The organism is Nitrospira sp. Ecomares 2.1, assembly GCF_965152585.1.
In genome coordinates this window covers 2,649,421-2,667,941 of record NZ_OZ224219.1, presented here as the reverse complement: position 1 = coordinate 2,667,941, position 18,521 = coordinate 2,649,421, and the positions used below count along the sequence as shown (strand labels likewise).

At 50.3% G+C, this 18,521-nt stretch carries 18 protein-coding genes; 17 read left to right on the top strand and 1 reads right to left on the bottom strand.

The window, feature by feature from the left end; all coding sequences use genetic code 11:
- Positions 1–279: 279 nt before the first annotated feature.
- From bamA to ACWHYD_RS11675, 9 genes are all read left to right on the top strand, one after another.
- Positions 280–2,481, top strand: a complete 2,202-nt coding sequence (gene bamA / locus ACWHYD_RS11715) for an outer membrane protein assembly factor BamA (RefSeq protein ID WP_447962220.1) — start codon at positions 280–282, stop codon at positions 2,479–2,481.
- 51 nt (positions 2,482–2,532) lie between these two features.
- A complete protein-coding gene (locus tag ACWHYD_RS11710) occupies positions 2,533–3,108 on the top strand; it encodes an OmpH family outer membrane protein (RefSeq protein WP_447962219.1) in 576 nt (191 codons plus the stop codon).
- Between the two features lie 68 nt (positions 3,109–3,176).
- Positions 3,177–3,632 carry a 3-hydroxyacyl-ACP dehydratase FabZ gene (fabZ, locus tag ACWHYD_RS11705; protein ID WP_447962218.1) on the top strand — a complete coding sequence of 152 codons (456 nt, stop codon included), beginning with the start codon at positions 3,177–3,179 and terminating at the stop codon, positions 3,630–3,632.
- A 68-nt stretch (positions 3,633–3,700) separates the two neighbouring features.
- Positions 3,701–4,510, top strand: a complete 810-nt coding sequence (gene lpxA, locus ACWHYD_RS11700) for an acyl-ACP--UDP-N-acetylglucosamine O-acyltransferase (protein WP_447962217.1) — start codon at positions 3,701–3,703, stop codon at positions 4,508–4,510.
- A gap of 27 nt (positions 4,511–4,537) precedes the next feature.
- Positions 4,538–5,407 (top strand): LpxI family protein, encoded by an 870-nt coding sequence (locus tag ACWHYD_RS11695; RefSeq protein ID WP_447962216.1) that lies wholly within the window; start codon positions 4,538–4,540, stop codon positions 5,405–5,407.
- Positions 5,408–5,494: 87 nt separating this feature from the next.
- Positions 5,495–6,451, top strand: a complete 957-nt coding sequence (locus ACWHYD_RS11690) for a Gfo/Idh/MocA family protein (protein WP_447962215.1) — start codon at positions 5,495–5,497, stop codon at positions 6,449–6,451.
- A 48-nt stretch (positions 6,452–6,499) separates the two neighbouring features.
- Positions 6,500–7,630: a lipid-A-disaccharide synthase gene (gene lpxB, locus ACWHYD_RS11685; protein ID WP_447962214.1), complete on the top strand. Its 1,131-nt coding sequence runs from the start codon at positions 6,500–6,502 to the stop codon at positions 7,628–7,630.
- A complete protein-coding gene (msbA, locus tag ACWHYD_RS11680) occupies positions 7,627–9,381 on the top strand; it encodes a lipid A export permease/ATP-binding protein MsbA (protein WP_447962213.1) in 1,755 nt (584 codons plus the stop codon). The genes lpxB and msbA overlap by 4 nt, the downstream gene beginning before the upstream one ends.
- Positions 9,382–9,400: 19 nt before the next feature.
- On the top strand, positions 9,401–9,916 hold the full coding sequence (locus tag ACWHYD_RS11675; RefSeq protein ID WP_447962212.1) for a lysophospholipid acyltransferase family protein: 516 nt from the start codon (positions 9,401–9,403) through the stop codon (positions 9,914–9,916).
- Positions 9,917–10,005: 89 nt separating this feature from the next.
- Here ACWHYD_RS11675 and ACWHYD_RS11670 read toward each other — a convergent pair whose 3' ends face one another.
- Positions 10,006–10,134 (bottom strand): hypothetical protein, encoded by a 129-nt coding sequence (locus ACWHYD_RS11670; protein WP_447962211.1) that lies wholly within the window; start codon positions 10,132–10,134, stop codon positions 10,006–10,008.
- Between ACWHYD_RS11670 and ACWHYD_RS11665 the strand changes: the two genes are divergently transcribed.
- From ACWHYD_RS11665 to ACWHYD_RS11630, 8 genes are all read left to right on the top strand, one after another.
- Positions 10,133–11,494, top strand: a complete 1,362-nt coding sequence (locus ACWHYD_RS11665) for a 3-deoxy-D-manno-octulosonic acid transferase (protein ID WP_447962210.1) — start codon at positions 10,133–10,135, stop codon at positions 11,492–11,494. The genes ACWHYD_RS11670 and ACWHYD_RS11665 overlap by 2 nt on opposite strands.
- 53 nt (positions 11,495–11,547) lie before the next feature.
- Complete coding sequence (gene lpxK / locus ACWHYD_RS11660) at positions 11,548–12,657, top strand: tetraacyldisaccharide 4'-kinase (RefSeq protein ID WP_447962209.1); 1,110 nt, start codon at positions 11,548–11,550, stop codon at positions 12,655–12,657.
- A gap of 68 nt (positions 12,658–12,725) precedes the next feature.
- Positions 12,726–13,811 carry a lipopolysaccharide heptosyltransferase II gene (gene waaF / locus ACWHYD_RS11655; protein ID WP_447962208.1) on the top strand — a complete coding sequence of 362 codons (1,086 nt, stop codon included), beginning with the start codon at positions 12,726–12,728 and terminating at the stop codon, positions 13,809–13,811.
- The gene (locus ACWHYD_RS11650) at positions 13,808–14,410 is read left to right on the top strand and encodes a D-glycero-alpha-D-manno-heptose-1,7-bisphosphate 7-phosphatase (protein ID WP_447962207.1); all 603 of its coding nucleotides are present in this window, start codon (positions 13,808–13,810) and stop codon (positions 14,408–14,410) included. The genes waaF and ACWHYD_RS11650 overlap by 4 nt, the downstream gene beginning before the upstream one ends.
- A gap of 84 nt (positions 14,411–14,494) precedes the next feature.
- Positions 14,495–15,601 (top strand): glycosyltransferase family 9 protein, encoded by a 1,107-nt coding sequence (locus ACWHYD_RS11645; RefSeq protein WP_447962206.1) that lies wholly within the window; start codon positions 14,495–14,497, stop codon positions 15,599–15,601.
- Positions 15,602–16,399 carry a glycosyltransferase family 2 protein gene (locus ACWHYD_RS11640; protein ID WP_447962205.1) on the top strand — a complete coding sequence of 266 codons (798 nt, stop codon included), beginning with the start codon at positions 15,602–15,604 and terminating at the stop codon, positions 16,397–16,399.
- Positions 16,400–16,484: 85 nt separating this feature from the next.
- The gene (locus ACWHYD_RS11635) at positions 16,485–17,609 is read left to right on the top strand and encodes a glycosyltransferase family 4 protein (RefSeq protein WP_447962204.1); all 1,125 of its coding nucleotides are present in this window, start codon (positions 16,485–16,487) and stop codon (positions 17,607–17,609) included.
- A 55-nt stretch (positions 17,610–17,664) separates the two neighbouring features.
- Positions 17,665–18,435, top strand: coding sequence for a polysaccharide deacetylase family protein (locus tag ACWHYD_RS11630; protein WP_447962203.1), 771 nt, complete (start codon positions 17,665–17,667; stop codon positions 18,433–18,435).
- The last annotated feature ends 86 nt before the right edge of the window (positions 18,436–18,521 follow it).

The following is an 18,521-nucleotide window of genomic DNA, read 5'->3' as shown; positions in this document are numbered from 1 at the left end:
CCAGGCTTCCTCCCCATTTCATCACCATCTCAAAGGTTTAACTGTTGGGGAACAAATTGAAGGGGCAATTCTGCTGTCCCGCTGACCATACAATTTTTCTGTGATACACCCTTCTTGTTTTTACCATCGCTTCAGAGATGCTTCATGGATCTAGTGGTGTCTCGGTCACTTGGTCTTGGGCAAAAGAGAAGGCGTTTTCGAATTTTTTCCTTACCTTCTGTTGGCTTTTTTCTCCTTGTCGGCCTTTTCGTTTTGGCAATACTTTCGTTTGAGGGGCCAGTGTTGGCTCAATCTTCCCAATCCCAAATTGAGGCCATTAAGGTTGAAGGAAACCAGCACATTGAGGAGCAAGCCATTTTAGGGAAATTATCCATCAAACCAGGGGATCCATTTACACAAGAGTCTATTCGGGAACAAATTCAGCTCATTTATGGGATGGGTTTTTTCGAAGAAGTCGAAGTCTCAACCGAAGTCAGGGCCGAAGGAGTCCTCGTGGTTTTTGGTGTAAAGGAGAAACCGTTTACCATCGAAGTGGTGTTTGATGGAAATGAAGAGTTGTCAGACGATAAGCTTAACGAAAAAAATGTCATAAAAAATCAAGTGTTTTTAGATAAAGAACAGGTAAAAATTTCTGTAGAAAATTTCCGGCAGTTGTATCACGACAAGGGGTTTTACCATGCTCAAATTATACCTATCACTGATATCGTTGAGAACAATCAAGTCCGATTGACCTATTACATCGAAGAAGGGACCCAAGCTCATATTCGCACGATCGTGTTTGAAGGGCGAAATGTCCTTCAGAAGAAGGAATTGACGTCGTTTATGGCCAATCGGGAATATTCATGGCCCTGGTCGATTTTTTCGGATGCCGGCATTCTCCATCGCGATGAGCTTCCCAATGATGTCGAACGGATAAAAGAAGTGTATCTCAATAAAGGCTATTTAGATGTTCAAGTCGGGATGCCTCGAATGGATTTGGATGAGACGAAGGAATGGTTTACTCTGGTATTTCCGATTGTCGAAGGAGAGCCCTATGTCGTGAGTCAAATCCAGTATACCGGAAATACACTTTTCTCGGACGCAGAATTGCGGGAAGGTCTGATCATTGAGCCTGGTGAAGTCTTTCAGCGGGCCAAAGTCCGTGATGAGATTACCCGTCTGACGGATTTATATGGCAGTCGTGGTTACGCATTTGCCGAAGCCAATCCTTCGGTAGAGCCGGATCCGCCCACTCGGAGTACTCGTATTGGTTTCTCTATTGAGGAAGGCGAAATGGTCCGGATTCGTGATATCCGCATTACCGGGAATAATAAGACTCGTGACAATGTAATCCGGCGTGAATTGCGGGTGGATGAACGGGATATGATCGATTCCCCTGGAATAAAGCGAAGTTTCGAACGCCTCAATAATTTGAATTTTTTCGAAACAGTGGAAATCCTTCCGAAACAAATTGCTCCGGGAGAGGTGGACTTAGATGTCAAAGTCAAGGAGAAACCTACCGGCTCCTTCAGCATTGGTGGGGGGTTCAGTACGTTAGACCAATTTACGTTAATTGCAGATATCACCGAGGGGAATTTATTCGGGCGGGGGTATTTAGCCAGGATTCGAGGGCAGGTTGGAGGGCGACGAACTATTGGGACGATTACCTTTCGAAATCCGGCCATTTTTGATACGTTAACCTCCGGCCAAGCCGATCTATTCAGCTCTCGCACAAATTACCTGACGTACCTCGAAAAAAAGCAGGGTGCGAATTTGACGTTTGGTCGGGGGTTTTCCGAATACTTGACAGGGACCTTTACCCTTGTGGCTGAAAAGATCAAAATTGATGATGTGGACTCTGATGCAAACGATCTGATTAAAGATCAGGAAGGTAGTCAATCCACAACTGGATTTCGTGCCAGTTTATTCCGGGATTCGCGTGATTATTACCTAGATCCCCGGCGGGGTACTCGAATCGGTGTCCGCGCGAGTTTTGGAACCGATGTCCTTGGAGGATCAAATAATTTTTATAGTATGGCGTTTGATGCGATGAAATTTACGCCTCTCCCCTTTTGGGATTTGCGTCATTCGATTCGAGGTCGTATCGGGTATGGCGATGGATTTAATGGGTCAGACTTTCCTATTCCTGAGTTTTTTTACGTGGGAGGTATTAACACTGTGCGGGGGTTTAAATATGGCCGTGCCGGACCGGTAACCGATGGAAACGATCCTGAAGGAGGCAATAAACAAATCATTTTTAATAATGATTTAATTTTTCCGGTGCTGCCTGATGCCAAGTTGAACGGGGTTCTCTTTTTTGACTATGGAAGAGGGTTTTCCCAGGGAGATAAATTGGATCTTGATCTTCGAATGGCTGCGGGCATGGAAGTGCGATGGATTTCACCATTTGGGCCTCTTCGGGCGGCGTATGGCCGTCCTATAGATGGTCCAAAGGATGACAGAAAGTGGGTATTTGAATTTTCTGTTGGATCGGTTTTTTAGATGAATTCCGGAAAAGAAGCATGAATGGTTAGGAGGGATAGAGAGAACTATATGAGAAGTAGTACAGATGTTGGAGGTATGGGCAAGTGGATGGCTTTTGGGAGTTTAGTCCTCAGTCTTGCCTGGGGATGCGCGGGTATGGGCTCTAATAAACCATCGGATCTTCCGGTCGGCGTCGTTGATCCTCAGCGGATATTGGCTGAGACGGTCAAAGGCAAGCGGCTGTCGGATGCCCTGAATGCCTTCATGAAGGATCGACAGACGCTTGTGGAATTAGAGCAAAGGGAATTACGGAAGCTGGAAAGTGAATTAATGGCGCAAAGTACGGTATTAAGTCAGGAGGCCAGGGATCGGAAGGAAGAACAGTTCAGGGCAAAAATGGCTGGATATCAACAAAAAGTCGCCGATTTAAATAGAGAAGTTCAAGAAAAACAGCAGGAATTGCAAAATGAATTTCGTCTCCAGGTACAACGGGTTGTAACGGAAGTTGCCGGTCAACGCGGCTTGGGTCTGGTCTTGGAGTACGGAGTCAATTCAGGCACATTGTTTTATGAAGCTGGACTGGATATTTCTACTGATGTTATTCAGGCGCTGGATCGGGAGAGCGGTGCGATCAGTGTGCCATAGTCCGTGGGATGATTCACGGTCAGGAGGAACAATGGTGGCCGAGGAACAAAAAGAGAAAGGGGTCAATTATGGTTGAGGGCGAGTTGGATATTCTCCACATTCAGGACTTACTTCCGCATAGATATCCCTTCTTATTAGTGGATCGAATCCTCGAAATTCAGGATGGGACCAGGATTGTGGGTATTAAAAACATCACGGCCAACGAACAGTTTTTTCAAGGACACTTCCCCGGGCGTCCTATTATGCCAGGCGTATTACTCTTAGAAGTGATGGCACAAGTTGGCGGGGTGTTGGCCAGAAAAACGGCCAAGGAGATCGGGCGCCCTACCGTTTTTCTCACAGGAATTGAAAAAGCCAAGTTCCGTCGACCGGTTATTCCTGGTGATCAATTACGGGTTGAGGTTGAGGTCGTTCGAAGAAAAGATCCATTTTGGAAGATGGCCGGGAAAATTCTCGTCGAGTCCTCCTTAGTCTGTGAGGCTGAAATGACCGCTATGGTCAAAGTTGAAGAAAGTGAGGCCTAGTCGAGACCAATAGGGTCGTTGCGCGAGGCTGGCTTTGAAATCATTTTCAACCAAAAAGTGAGAATTTGATGAATATTCATCCCACAGCAATTGTCCATCCCAAAGCCACAGTAGGAGAAGATGTCGTCATCGGGCCCTATTGCGTGGTGGGCGAACATGTCACGATAGGAGATCAAACAGAATTAGTGGCCCATGTGTGCGTGGAGGGGCATACGGAAATTGGTCGGTGTTGCCGGTTTTATCCATTTGTGTCCATTGGAACCCCTCCCCAGCATTTGCAATATAAAGATGAGCCCACCAGGGTCTGTATCGGGGATCATAATATTGTTCGTGAGAATGTGACGATTAATCGGGGTACGGCCTTTGGAAGCGGAGTGACCAGAATCGGGCACCATAACTTTTTCATGGCCTATACCCATGTGGCTCATGATTGTGAGCTGGGAAATCATATTGTGATGGCCAATGCGGCAAATTTGGCCGGCCACGTCTCAGTGGGAAATTCTGTTGTCATTGGAGGCCTAGTCGGGGTGCACCAATATGTACGGATCGGTGAATATGCCATGGTGGGAGGGTGTTCGGCCTTAGGACGGGATGTCCCGCCCTTTGTTCGTGCGGCCGGAGGCTATCGTGCCCAAATGTTCGGGCTGAATACGATCGCCTTGAGACGCCATGGGTTTTCCGGAGCACGTATGAATACCTTAAAAGCCGCATTTGAACTCTTATTCCGTCAGGGACATCGTCTTCAAGAAGCCATAAAGCTTGCTCGTAACGAGTACGGTGAAAGTACAGACGTCATGACGTTTCTCACGTTTTTAGAAAGTACCAGTCGCGGGATCTGCCAGGTGTCTTCTCGGGAGTTGGATGATGATGAGGAATAAGTTCGCGGCCGTCCGGGGTCGTAGGGTATGATTTCTCCTGAACAGGATGAGCGGATTGGTCTGATTGCGGGAAACGGACGCTTTCCGATTATTTTTGCCGACAATGTTCGACGATTAGGATTTTCGGTTTCCGCGATCGCACATGTGGGTGAGACCCTGCCGGAACTTGAATCCCATGTCGATCGCATTCATTGGCTCAAGATCGGGCAATTTAGCAAGGCATTGGCGGCATTAAAGGGGGATGGCATCCGTCAGGCCGTCATGTTGGGTGGCATTCATAAAACGCATGTCTTTACCGCACTTCGACCCGACCTCCGAACCTTGGCGATTTTTAGCCGATTAAAGCACTGGAAGGACGATGCGATTCTCAGAGCGGTTGCTGGAGAATTAGAGCGGGAAGGGATTCAGATTCGAGATTCTACCTTTGGCCTTGAAGGGATTCTGGCGGGAGAGGGCAATCTCTCCTACAGGAAACCAACAAGTAAAGAGTGGGACGATATTCAGTTTGGGTGGGATACGCTGGAAACCTTGGGAAAGTTAGATATTGGGCAATGTGTGGTGGTGAAAAATCGGGTGATTGTCGCTGTTGAAGCCGTTGAGGGAACGGATGGAACGATTACTCGTGGTGGAACCCTTGGTGGAAAGGGTACCGTGGTGGTCAAACGAACCAAACCGCACCAGGACCTTCGGTTTGATTTGCCGGCCGTCGGCCCTCAAACCATTCAGTCAATGGTCGCTGTAAAAGCTTCGGTTCTTGCTATTGAAGCCGGGCGCACCGTCGTCCTTGATCGAGATGAGATGTTTGTGAACGCCAAATCAGCAGGTATCGCGATCGTTGGAATCGCCCCTATGGACCCTTTACACTCTCCTGCCGGGTCTTCTGATGCTCCACCGTAAGGGGATGTTTTCCCACTCGTGGTGTTTCGGGTGGTGTAACACGAACCGCTGTCATTGTTCTCCTATTCAGCGACCATCTATCCCTACATGACACAATCAATACGAGTTGGGGTAATTGGTGTTGGTCATTTGGGCCGACACCATGCTCGCATTTATGGAACTCTGCCTTCTGTGACATTAGTAGGGGTCTCTGATACCGATACTTTACGCGGGCATATGGTTGCGGATGAATGTGGCGTACGATATTTCCAGGATGTGGACGAGCTCCTGTCTTTGGTCGATGCGGTGAGTGTGGCGGTTCCAACCTCGGTGCATGGTGTTGTGGTCACGAACTGTCTGCAACGCGGGTGCCATGTGCTCGTTGAAAAGCCGATTGCCAGCCATGTGTGGGAAGGTGAGCAGTTGGTCGAGCTGGCCAAAGTCCGCGAGAGGATATTGCAGGTTGGGCATATTGAACGGTTTAATCCGATTGTAGAAGTGATGCGTCCTCTGGTGAGTCAGCCCGGCTTTATTGAATGTCACCGTCTAAGTCCTTTTCAGCCTAGAGGGACAGATGTCGATGTAGTACGAGATCTCATGATTCATGATTTAGACCTCTTGTTATCGTTGGGGTTGGGGCCCATTATGCAGGTCGAAGCGAGAGGAATGCCGGTTTTTACGGATCTGCCGGATATTGCCAATGTGCGAATTCTGTTTGAAAGCGGGTGCTTGGCCAATTTGACTGCAAGCCGTATCTCGACAGGACGACTTCGAAAGATCAGAGTGTATCAACGTGATCGCTATCTCTCCGTTGATTTTGGAGGAAAAGAGGCTGTCATGAACACCAGGAGAAGTTTGGAGGGTGGAACGTTTGAAGTTGAAACGCAACATATCAAGGGGGATGAAGGCGATGCCCTGACTCGTGAATTGGACTGCTTTATTCAATCGATTCTGGGAAATCCGTCCGCCCGAGGTGTCTCAGGGGAAGAAGGGGTGGAAGCCCTGAGAGTCGCGACTCAAGTTGTCTCGCTCATTCAACAACATGCCGGGCACTCGCCACGATAATCGGTGTCCGTGGGAATTTTCCGCCCTGAGTGATCTGTTAGAGTCCCGATGCCAAAAATTTTCTTAGTGACCGGTGAAACGTCCGGCGATATTCATGGAGCGCACTTAGCCCTGGCACTTCGGGAACTGAATCCCGCTGTTGAGTTAATCGGTGTGGGTGGAAGTCGGATGTTGGAAGCCGGTGTCTCGCTTCTTCCCGGTGTCAAACGGGTCGATGCCATGGGCGTCCCGGGTATCCGGCAGCTCCTACAGGGATGGAAGACGTTACGAACGCTTGCTTGTTATCTTAAACATGAACGGTTTGATGTCATTATCCTTATTGATAGTCCAGGGTTGAATCTTCGTTTGGCCAAGGCTATTGCAAAGAGGTCACACAAAATCATCTATTATATTGCACCTCAGGTGTGGGCATGGGGAAGCCGTCGATTAAAAGTTATTCGAAAAGTAATCAGCCATGTATTAGCGATTCTTCCATTCGAAGAGGCCTATTTCCAAAAAGCCGGCATCCCCTGCACGTATGTCGGGCATCCATTATTGGACGAACTAAAGCCTGCATACGATATTGTTCATGAACGTCAACAACTAGGGTTAGAGAGAGAAGATCTGGTAATCGGTCTGCTGCCTGGGAGTCGTGTCCGGGAAGTCCGGGAGGTGTTGCCGGTCTTTCTGCGTTCGGTTGAACAGATTCGGAGTCAATACCCTCGCATTCAGATCCTTCTTGCCCAAGCGCATTCACTGTCCGATTCTGTGGTGAATGAAATTCTTGGACATGTCGGACAACAGGTGAAGGTGGTCAAAGGCCGGTCCAATGAGGTGATGGCGGCCTCAAATCTTCTGTTGGTGACATCCGGGACGGCGACGTTGCAATCGGCATTGATTGGAACGCCGATGGTCGTGGTCTACCGGGCATCACCCTTGACCTATCATATTGGCAAATGGCTGGTTAAAATTCCCTATATTAGTTTAGTGAATATTTTAGCCGGTCAAGAAATTGTTCCAGAGCTGATTCAGGATCGTATGACTCCCGACCGTATTGCACATGAAGCCTTAAAAATTTTACAAGACGCACGCCGTCAAAACGACATGACACAGGCTTTCCAGGCTATTCGGAATTCCCTGGGGGAGGCGGGTGCCTCAAAACGGGCTGCCGCATTTATCCTTGCTGAGGCGATCGTATGAAGACCTTATGGCGAATCTTGTCTTATCTGAAGGAGTACCGCCTGCGCTTGATTGGTGCGTTTGTCTGTTCTGCCGGGGTGGCAGGATTATCAGCGGTCTATGCCTGGCTTGTCCAACCGGTTCTGGATGGAATTTTCATTGAGCGCAATCAAGAGATGTTGGTCATCCTTCCGTTGGCTGTCCTGGGGGTCGCGATTTTGAAAGCGTCATTTGCCTATGGACAAGGGTATCTCATGAGCTATGTGGGGCACTGGCTTGTGTCCGATATTCGCCAACAATTGTTTATTCATATTGTGCGGCTGCCTATTCGTTTTCACGATGCGAATGCGTCAGGACGGTTGATGGCCAGGGTGATTAGCGATGTCAACGAAATGGCGAATGCCATTCCCAGTGTGTTGAAGGATATCTTTCAACAGGGGCTGACGTTTGTGGCGATGCTGTCGGTGGTGTTCTATCAAAATTGGAAACTCGCGACTATTGTGTTGGTTGTCTTACCTTTCTCCTCATTGGTGTTGGTCCGGGTTGGCCGGCGGATTCGTAAACTTTCAAAACGTGGCCAAGAGTCGATTGGAAAAATGGCTTCGGTATTAAAAGAAGCCTTTTCCGGCATCAAGATTGTGAAGGCTTATGGTCAGGAAGAGAAGGAAGCTCAACGATTTTCTTTGACAAATCAAGCATTTCGAACAGCAAAAGTGAAGTCGTCCCAAACTTCAGCGATGGCCTCTCCTCTTCTTGAAGTCATCGGGGTCTGCGGTGTGGCCTTTATTATATGGTATGGGGGAGGATTGGTGATTGCCGGAGAGATGAAGCCGGGGGAGTTCTTTTCATTCCTGGCTGCCATGTTCATGGCGTATGCCCCCCTCAGAAAAATGTCCGGAGCCAATGAGTCGGTTCAACGTGCGCTTGCGGGAGCTCAGCGAGTGTTTCATGTTCTCGACTTGGAAAGCGAGATAGCGAAAGACGAAGGGAAAAAATCTCTTCCACCCATAGCGAAAGATTTGGAGTTTTCCGGTGTCAATTTTAGCTATGAGGGTTCTGAAGAGCCCGCCTTGCACGAGATCAATTTCACCATCAAGGTGGGGGAGGTGGTGGCGTTCGTCGGGGCCAGTGGAAGTGGAAAAACCACTCTCGTGAGTTTGGTGCCACGGTTTTATCGTCCGACGGAAGGAACCGTGAAAATCGATGGTCAGGATATTCGCCTGGTGGATCGATCCTCTCTGAGACGGCAGATTGGCATCGTGTCTCAAGAAACTGTGTTATTCGATGATACGATCAGAAATAATATCGCCTATGGCTGTCTGGATGCGAGTGAGGAGTCGGTTATTGATGCGGCTCGCGCCGCTTTTGCCTGGGAGTTTATTGAGCGACTCCCCCAGGGACTGGACACGCTGGTTGGGGAGAATGGACTGCGATTATCGGGTGGACAACGCCAACGACTCGCTATTGCCAGGGCGATTTTGCGGGATCCCCCGATTCTGATACTTGACGAGGCGACATCCGCTCTGGATTCGGAATCGGAAAAGCTGGTCCAGAAAGCGCTGGTCAATCTGGTGAAAGCCAGAACGACCTTGATCATTGCCCATCGATTGTCCACAGTTCAACATGCCGATCGTATTGTGGTCATGAATCGTGGAAGAATTGAAGAGATTGGTACCCATTCGGCCTTGCTTCAGCAAGGAGGCCTCTATACTCGACTGTATCAAACGCAATTTTTATTCACCCAACCCGAACCGTTGCCAACGATCTCCTAAATCGAATGACGCCGTTCCTATGTTGAATTGGATGAAACTGTCGGTCGCGCCTCCTTTGGCAGCGCGAATCATTCGCCTCTTGGGACTGACGATGCGCATATCTACCGTGGGAGGGGAAGCTGTTGACGAGTTGTATCGCCAGGGCCGACATATCATAATTGCCTTTTGGCATGGCCGACAGTTGATGATGCCGTTAGCCTACCGAGGGCAGCAGGCCTCAATCCTGATAAGCCAACATCGGGATGGAGAAATTATTGCGCGCATCATGGGTTATTTTGGATTTCAGTCCATTCGCGGATCGAGCACCCGCGGGGGAATTCGGGCCACCAGGGAATTGTTGAAAGCCGGGCGAAATGGCGGGGACCTGGTGGTGACACCCGATGGCCCGAAGGGACCAGCCTGCACCGTACAACCGGGAGTAATTTATCTGGCCAAAGCGACGGGGTTGCCAATTATCCCTCTGACCTTTGCCTGCTCAAAAAAAAAGTCTTTACGAGTTGGGATCGCTTCCAGATTCCCTATCCCGGTGGGGTAGGGTTGTTTGTGTGGGGCCCACCCATCTGGGTCAGCGAGAATCTTTCCAACGAGCAGCTCTCCGGTCCAGGGTTGGAACTGGAAGGGTCGTTAAATAGACTCACCGGTCAGGCCGAATTGGCTGTTCAAGATTCCGACCCGGTCAAATCGTTTCTCCGCAGGATGTCCTCCCCCGACATGATCGAGAAAAAACAGACATTCGACGAGTGACCAACTCATGTATTATGTGATGTATAATGTGCTGCTGGTGCTGGCCTTTCCCATTATTATCGGACTCCTGCTGACAAAAAAACGCAGTCAACGCGGTCTATGGTGCCGGCTTGGTGCGGTTCCTCTCGAATTGCGGAATCTTCAGAAACCCGTCATTTGGATCCATGCGGTCTCCTTGGGAGAAGTGGCGACCATTGTTCCTCTGCTCCAGGCGATGAAACAGCAGTATCCTCAATGGCCGTTGGTCGTATCGACTGTGACAGAGACCGGCCGGGAAGTCGTGATCAAGCGTTTGGAAGGTGTGGCTGTTCATTGTTATGCTCCCGTCGATTATTTGTGGGCGATTGACCGGTATATCCGCATCCTCCAGCCTCGGCTCTTTATTTTGGTCGAATCAGAATTCTGGCCGAATCTGTTGATCCGTCTTCAACGGCATCAGGTGCCAATTTGTCTCGTCAACGGGAGAATCTCTTCACGATCTTTTGCCAGGTATCGCTGGATTAAAAGCATGATGAACGAGGTGTTGACCTGTCTGGATCTTGCCTTGATGCAGTCGGAACACGATGCTGAGCGGATCGGCTACTTGGGGGTCAACCCGAATGTCATTCGTGTCACCGGGAATATGAAGTTCGATCAAGGGCTTGAGAAAGGCCAGTCTGCCGATGCCCATATCTCTTTCAGATCACTCTTCACGTGTCATGCTGCTGAGATGCTGATTGTGGCCGGGAGTACGCACCCTCAGGAAGAAGAGTGTTTATTGGGGGCGTATCAGAAGGTGGTTGTGCAACACCCCCAGGCGGTGCTGGTAATGGCTCCACGACATATCGAACGTGTGGCTAAGCTTGAACAGGTTATTCGGCAGTATGGACTTTCCTGTGTCCGTCGCAGTCGGTTGGGACAAAATATCGGAGAGCGGGTTGTTTCCCGTGGTCCTCGCGTCATTGTGTTAGATACCAGGGGGGAATTGGCTTTTGTCTATCGGGAGGCCTGTGTCACGTTTGTGGGGGGGACACTGGTTCCCGTTGGCGGACATAATTTGTTGGAGCCTGCCCAATGGGGTCGCCCCGTCCTGTTCGGTCCCCATGTCGATCATTGCCGGGACATTGCCGGGCGGCTTCTTGAAGTAGGGGGAGGAATACAGATACAGAACCAAGAGGATTTAGCATCGCAATTGATTCGTCTGATCCAGGATCCTTCAGAGGCCGAGGCCATTGGCCAAAGGGCGTTGGAAATGGTCCGGACCCATCGGGGGGTGATCGCCAGGAATCTTCAATGGATTGACCAATTGTTGAACAGGAAAAATTCGGCCTCTCTCTCTTCGTCGACAAATGGGATTTCTTCGTGCACGTCTCAAAAAGTGCTCCGATAAGTTTCCGTTCCGTGAAAGGTTGAAATGAGGGGGGGAAATATGATCTACGCCGTGTGTTCTTTGTGAACGCGACGTTTCCTTCGTTTGCTGTGAGTCCTGAAGGGCTCTGGCATTGGTTGCACCGTCGTAGCCCATGGGTCCTCCGGTGGTGTGCTGTTCCCTATGGTGCAGTTGGCCGCCTGCGGAGGATGGCGTATCAACGTGGCTGGCTTCCTCAACATCGATTACCAAAACCGGTGATCAGTGTGGGGAATATGACCGTGGGGGGAACCGGTAAGACTCCCCTTGTGATGTGGTTGGCCGCCCGACTCCATGAGAAAGGGAAGCGGGTGGCAATTCTGAGCCGTGGGTATGGAAGGCAATGCCCAACAGTAAACAGACTGGTCTCCGATGGCGTGTCGCTGAAGGGTGACTGGCGATCGGTAGGGGATGAAGCCATGTTGATGGCTCAGAAGTGTCCATGGGCGATTGTGGCAGTGGGAACCGATCGTTATCAACTGGGGCAGTGGGTGTTGGAGCAGGCCTCATGCGATTGCTTTCTTCTTGATGATGGCTTCCAGCATCTTTCTTTGTTTCGAGACCTGGACGTGGTCTTATTCGATGCGACCGATGTGGAGGGTTTAAACGGAGTCCTGCCGGCCGGCCGCATGCGTGAACCGCTGTCCGCAGCAAAATGGGCTACCACCATTGTCTTCAGTCGAACGGAACGAAAGGTATCGGTGGAAGCACTTCAGAATCGAATCGAACAAAGCGTGGGAAAATCTATTGTCCCCTTGCGTCTGGAAACCGAACCTGGAATGTTCACGCATATTGCGACAGGTGAAACCCAACAGGCCAAGGCCTTCAAGGACAGATCCTGCTTGCTCTTTAGCGGAATAGGCAATCCATGCTCCTTTCGATCGAGTATCGTTTCCTGTGGGTTGACGGTGAGTGAGGAGGTTCGGTACCCCGATCATTTTGCCTATTCGGAAAAAGATGTTGAAGCCATTTGTCTGAAGATGCGACGTTCAGGGCTTGATCTCGCGATCACAACGGAAAAAGATGCTCTGAAAATTAAAGAGCATCTGACACGCGATGATGTGTTTTGGGCGCTTGATGTACGAGTGCGGATGACTCAAGGCGAAGACCAGTTACGTGAGCAACTCCATGCGATTTGTCCATAGGACTCAGTGGTGGTTGGTCAACTTGCATCTAGCAGATCAGTTCATGATGGAGGGGCTATCGTTTTTCGATGAACATTCTCGTCCGTGTTCCCAACTGGATCGGAGATGCCGTGATGTGCCTTCCGGCTCTCATGGATTTACGGAATCATGACCCGCATGCCAAGGTGACGGTATTGGCCAGACCGATCATCGGAGAATTGTTGGCAGGGCATCCGGGTGTGGATGAAGTGATAATGTATGTTCATCAAGGAGAACACAAGGGCCTCCTCGGGCTCTGGGAGCTCATTCAACTTGTGAAGAGCAAGCAATTTGAATGTGCGGTATTATTCCAAAATGCCTTTGAAGCCGCTTTCATTGCCTGGGTGGCCGGGATTCCATCCCGCATCGGGTACGCGACGGATGGGCGAGGTTGGCTTCTGTCCGAGGTTGTGCCCAGGCCAGATCGGAATCATCTACATCATACGGAGTATTATCAGGAGATCGTGAAGGCCATCACCCACTCTTCTGGGAAAGGCTGCACCCCTCAACTTTTTCTCTCTCCTGAGGTGAAAAATGCCTGTGCTGGACAGTTTCCTGAGGTCTTTCTTCCATCAGGCAGTCTTGTCATTGGGATCAATCCCGGTTCGGTGTATGGATCGGCCAAACGATGGATGCCGGAACGTTTTGCGGAGGTTGGTGATCGGCTGGTTGAGCGTCTGACAAAAGAATATCCTGATTCTCCGTTGGTCCGCTGTGTCCTGATTGGAGGCAAGGGAGAAGAAGAGCTTGGACAGGATATTGCCAGGCGAATGCAGTATGAGCCGATCGTCTTGTCAGGAAGGACGACGATTCAAGAATTAATGGGAATTCTGACACGCTGCTCCGTCCTGGTGACCAATGACACGGGACCTATGCATGTGGCTCAGGCTCTGGGGGTGCCGGTCGCTGCAGTGTTTGGTTCAACCGATCCCTTGACCACCAGCCCTCATGGACAATCCCGGGGGGTGGTGACGGCGTCGGTCCGCTGTGCACCTTGTTTATTGCGCGCCTGCCCGATCGATCATCGTTGCATGACCCAGGTGTCTGTTAAGCAGGTTGTGGAGGTCGCGCTGTCTCAAATCAGGATGTCCTCAGACTCCCTGAACGAAGATCGGATCAGAGGGCATGTTGGATGAGTAATATGTTCACGGCACGGAGTACGGCCGTGTTTCTGGATCGGGATGGCACCTTGAACCATGATACGGGGTATGTCACTACCCCGGAACAATTAGTGTTGTTTCCTGGAGTCCCGGAAGCTATCGCCAGATTAAACCAACTAGGAGCTATGGTGCTTCTGGTCACCAATCAGTCGGCCATTGGTCGGGGGATGATGACCATCGAAGGTTTGGAGGCGATCCATGAGAGGTTGGCTGAGATGATTCGACCCTATGGAGCCTGGATTGACGGTATTTTTTTCTGCCCCCATCATCCTCAAGACGGGTGTGAATGTCGAAAGCCTAAAGCGGGATTAATTAATCAAGCGGTCAATCGATTTGCTCTCGATGTATCCCAGTGTTATCTGGTAGGGGACAAGCGGAGTGATTTAGAGGCGGCCCAAACAGCCTCGGTACCTGGTGTCCTGGTCATGACCAGCACCTATAGTGCGGATGTGGTGAGGGCGAGAGACGCGGGACAGGTACAGCTTGACTATATTGCCGACAGTTTTGTTCATGCCGTGGACTGGATTGAACAGCAGATGATGAGCCGAGGCAACCGAATCAGGCAATACCGATGAAACAATCGGGATTTGGGCTAATCCATTCATTCGCGTTGTTGGGATATCGTATGTTATCGATGGGTTAGAGGTTTCTCGCGAGTCATGATGGACATCACTCCTCAGCGCATACTGGTCATCAAATTAAGCTCCTTAGGTGATATTGTTCATGCTCTTCCAGCCGTGGCTGCTTTGCGTCAGCGATTCCCGTATGCCAGGCTGACCTGGATGGTCAAAGAGATCTGGGCGCCGATTTTGGAAGGGAACCCTGATATTGATGACATCTTGTCCGTGAATGTTTCTTGGCGAAATTGGCCAAAAATCATTCGGACACTCTGGAAAGGACAGTTTGATCTGATTGTGGATTTTCAAGGACTGTTCCGTTCAGGAATATTTGGCCTCATGACCGGGGCCCGAACCCGTGTGGGTTTTGCGCGAGCCAGGGAAGGGGCGACATGGTTTTATACACACCAGGTGCCCCTACCGGAGGCGAAGCCTTCCTCCTGGCGGTTGCTGGAAATCCATGCCGTGAATCGGAACTTAGCAATCAGCACATTCCTGGGCGGGGATTCATTTACTCCAGTGTTCCATCTGCCTCAATCATCTACCGATCGTCTCACAATCGAAACGATGCTTCAGCATGCCCACGTCCTGGACCATGAACATTTGATTGCTCTGGCACCTTGGACACGGTCTGTCATGAAGTCCTGGCCGTGTAAACGTTTTGTGGATCTGGCTATGGAATTGATTCAGTGGCCCAATGTTCGTGTTGTGCTTTTAGGCGGGCCTTCAGAAATCCCGGCTGCCAGGGGATTTGACCGTCTTGTGCCACAGGGACTGATCAATCTGGTAGGACGAGTGTCTCTTTCCCAATTACCCGCACTCTTGCGAAGAATGCACCTGCTCATTGGAAACGATTCGGCGCTCATTCATTTGGCAGCGGGAGTGGGGATTCCCGTGCTCGCGATCTTTGGTCCTACACATCCCAAAGTCACCGGTCCCTATCCCCTGGAGAAACATGTTATCGTGCGTACGGAATTGCCTTGTAGCCCCTGTGGAGCACGAACGTGCAAAAACCCCAACTATCTGGAATGCATGGAAACAATCTCTATCGAGTATCTCCTTCGTGAGGTCAAAGTAATTGTCGGGGGATTTTCTTATCGAAATGACGATCGCGTAGTGTCGGATGCCCATTCCCCTATGAAATCCTAAATGCTTGAGAAAACTGAAGTGAAAAGTCCTATGACGGACCCACGCACGAGAGAAAAAGTTTCCGCTGTGGTAATTGCCTATAATGATGCACCGAATATGCGGAGATGTTTAGAAAGTCTTCATTGGGTGGATGAACTAGTGGTGATCGATTCTCATAGCACGGATGGAACGACTGATATTTGTCGGGAATTTACCTCCAAAATTTTTCACTATCCCTTTCAGGGGTTTGGCGTTCTTCGGAATCAGGCCCTCACTCATGCCACGCATGATTGGGTTTTCAGTCTGGATACGGATGAACGGGTGACGCCAGCGGTGCAGGAAGAAATCGAACGGTTGCTTCTGGAGGGACCTTCTGCACAGGCCTATAAAATTCCAAGAAAAAATCTTTTCCTTGGGCGGTGGATCAAACATTGTGGATGGTACCCTGATTACCGGCAACCCCAGTTTTTTCATAAGGGACATATGCAGTATCGAGAGGAGTTAGTTCATGAAGGATTTGAGCTGAAGGGAAAACTTGGATATCTTCAGGCCAGTCTGGAGCAAATTCCCTTTCGGGATATCGATCACTACTTTCGAAAAATGGATCGGTATTCCAGCTTGCGAGCCGAGGACATGCATCGTGAAGGCCGGACCTTCCGCCCCCATCAGTTGGTGCTTCGTCCCCTCTTTACTTTTTTGAAAATGTATGTGTTTCGGGGGGGGATGTTGGACCGAAAGCCTGGGCTGATTTTATCCATATTGTATGCCTATTACACCTTTGTGAAATACGCCAAGTTGTGGGAAATGCAAAAAAGTTGATACTAGGGACCTTCTCTGTGATCCCGTTGATTCTCCAATGGTTAAGCCGAAGGTAAGCCCAACTCTCTCTCCTCATCAGAGACCCATGCGCATTCTTCACACGGAATCTTCTTCAGGGATGGGAGGGCAGGAATATCGGGTGTTGGAGGAAGCGCAAGGCATGGAGAAGCGTGGCCATACGGTGTTCGTGGCTGCTCCGCATGGGAGTCAGTTGGCCGCCCTGGCCGAACAACGAGGGCTCCAGGTCCAGACAACCACTGCAGGCAAGCGAGGGTGGATCACATTGGTCCCTTGCTACTTGCGAATGTTGAAACACTATGAGATTGATGTGGTGAATACCCACGGGTCGCTTGATAGTTGGACGGCTGCAATTGCCGGACGGATCTCGTCCCGACGCCCCATCATTGTCCGGACCCGCCATAAAAGCACTCCCGTGTCACGGACGTGGCGGCATCGGCTCCTCTATGGGAAATTGCCGCATGTCGTTACAACCACCGGTGAAGTAGTCAGACAGGAATTGATGACAAGAAACCGGCTGAGCCCTTCCCGGGTCATTTCGATCCCCACGGGAGTTGATTTGGAGCGGTTTCATCCCCAATCACCCGATGCGTCATTACGAAAGAGTCTAGGCCTTGGAAGTCAGGGGCCCCTGATCGGAGCGGTCACCTTTCTTCGTCCGGAAAAGGGCATGATGATTTTGATCGAGGCGGTCGGATGGCTCAAGAAACATTTTCCTAGCGTCGAGTGCATCATCATCGGAGATGGCGGAGAACAGCCGGCACTGTTGGGTCGCATTCGAGAGCTTGGCTTGGAGCACTGTGTGCATCTCATCGGGTTTCGGCAGGATGTGCCGGCTCTGCTGGCGATACTTGATGTGGTGGTCATTCCTTCCTTTGAAGAAGGTATTCCTCAATCTCTCACTCAAGCCTTAGCCATGGAACGTCCTGTGGTCGCTTCTGCGGTGGGAGGAGTGCCCGAAGTGGTGCAGGATGGCCTGAGCGGACTGTTGGTCCCTCCACGAGACCCCGAGATCTTAGCCGAGAAAATTGCCAGTCTTCTCTCTGATCCCATTGCTGCGATCCGAATGGGGAAGATCGGGCGACAGGTTATTCACGAACGATTTTCCATGGATCACATGCTGACTCAAACGGAGTTGGTGTATCGGCAATTGATACAATCACATTCCCCCGTTGTCGGAAAGAGGTTTTGAACGGGTGTGGAGGATGCCAGCGACTTAGCGGGTTAAGCCCAAAGGATTTTTAAACATGGTTTGTCTGACAGGGGACGTCCACCAACGCTCGTATCGTGGAACCGATACGCCATTTTCCTCTCAAACAGAAGTCGCATTAGCCGCGAAATATTGTGATATTGCCGGGAAATACGGAGTGAAAGTCACGCTGTTTTTTACCGGAAAAGCCTGTCAGGAAGAACCGGACACGGTGAAAATTCTATCGGGTCTGCGGCATTGTGAAATTGGTGGCCATAACTTTGCGGCTTTTCGAGATCCGTTATCTCGAATATTCAAGAAAGTGTATGGAACGCCATGGGGAACCACTGCGCACCAACTTCGTGATATTCAGAGGACTATTGCCAGCATTCAACAGGTGACGGGCCAACGAATTCAGACCTGGCGAAACCATAGTTATATACGAACCGCTGATACGGATCACTTGTTAGAATCATGTGGAATCCATGTGGTGTCCGATGAGGTTTCCGATTTGAAAATATCCCCAGAATGGGTGCGTCCCGGCTATCGTTCGGTTCCGATGAATGTTCTTCCGGATCACGAACATGTGTTACATGGGAAATATCAACATGGGAAAACCAAGCCGGAGCGTCTTACCCACCGAATGCCTATTACGGAATGGGCCGATCGGGTGAAGGCAAGTATACGGAGTATATGCGAGCGAGGAGGAACCGCGACGGTCCTTGCCCATCCGATGTGCATGGACGTTGCCGATGGCATGGTGGTGTTTGAGGAGCTTTGTCGATATATCCAGCCGTATGGGACGGTTTGGCTTTCTGAAGTTCAGTGAAGGAAATGTGAATGGAAAATGACATATGCCGGTTGAGGAGCGGTGGAGTGGGATGCCTGATGTGCAGGGATCGACCGATTGACGAT

Excerpts from the sequence above, each read along its gene's own strand:
- msbA (WP_447962213.1), top strand. The coding sequence starts at position 7,627 with ATGAAGACCTTATGGCGAATCTTGTCTTATCTGAAGGAGTACCGCCTG.
- fabZ (WP_447962218.1), top strand. The coding sequence starts at position 3,177 with ATGGTTGAGGGCGAGTTGGATATTCTCCACATTCAGGACTTACTTCCG.
- ACWHYD_RS11670 (WP_447962211.1), bottom strand. The coding sequence starts at position 10,134 with ATGAGTTGGTCACTCGTCGAATGTCTGTTTTTTCTCGATCATGTCGGG.
- ACWHYD_RS11695 (WP_447962216.1), top strand. The coding sequence starts at position 4,538 with ATGATTTCTCCTGAACAGGATGAGCGGATTGGTCTGATTGCGGGAAAC.
- ACWHYD_RS11645 (WP_447962206.1), top strand. The coding sequence starts at position 14,495 with ATGATGGACATCACTCCTCAGCGCATACTGGTCATCAAATTAAGCTCC.
- lpxA (WP_447962217.1), top strand. The coding sequence starts at position 3,701 with ATGAATATTCATCCCACAGCAATTGTCCATCCCAAAGCCACAGTAGGA.
- waaF (WP_447962208.1), top strand. The coding sequence starts at position 12,726 with ATGAACATTCTCGTCCGTGTTCCCAACTGGATCGGAGATGCCGTGATG.
- ACWHYD_RS11665 (WP_447962210.1), top strand. The coding sequence starts at position 10,133 with ATGTATTATGTGATGTATAATGTGCTGCTGGTGCTGGCCTTTCCCATT.
- ACWHYD_RS11640 (WP_447962205.1), top strand. The coding sequence starts at position 15,602 with ATGCTTGAGAAAACTGAAGTGAAAAGTCCTATGACGGACCCACGCACG.
- ACWHYD_RS11690 (WP_447962215.1), top strand. The coding sequence starts at position 5,495 with ATGACACAATCAATACGAGTTGGGGTAATTGGTGTTGGTCATTTGGGC.
- ACWHYD_RS11710 (WP_447962219.1), top strand. The coding sequence starts at position 2,533 with ATGAGAAGTAGTACAGATGTTGGAGGTATGGGCAAGTGGATGGCTTTT.
- ACWHYD_RS11650 (WP_447962207.1), top strand. The coding sequence starts at position 13,808 with ATGAGTAATATGTTCACGGCACGGAGTACGGCCGTGTTTCTGGATCGG.
- ACWHYD_RS11675 (WP_447962212.1), top strand. The coding sequence starts at position 9,401 with ATGTTGAATTGGATGAAACTGTCGGTCGCGCCTCCTTTGGCAGCGCGA.
- ACWHYD_RS11630 (WP_447962203.1), top strand. The coding sequence starts at position 17,665 with ATGGTTTGTCTGACAGGGGACGTCCACCAACGCTCGTATCGTGGAACC.
- lpxB (WP_447962214.1), top strand. The coding sequence starts at position 6,500 with ATGCCAAAAATTTTCTTAGTGACCGGTGAAACGTCCGGCGATATTCAT.
- ACWHYD_RS11635 (WP_447962204.1), top strand. The coding sequence starts at position 16,485 with ATGCGCATTCTTCACACGGAATCTTCTTCAGGGATGGGAGGGCAGGAA.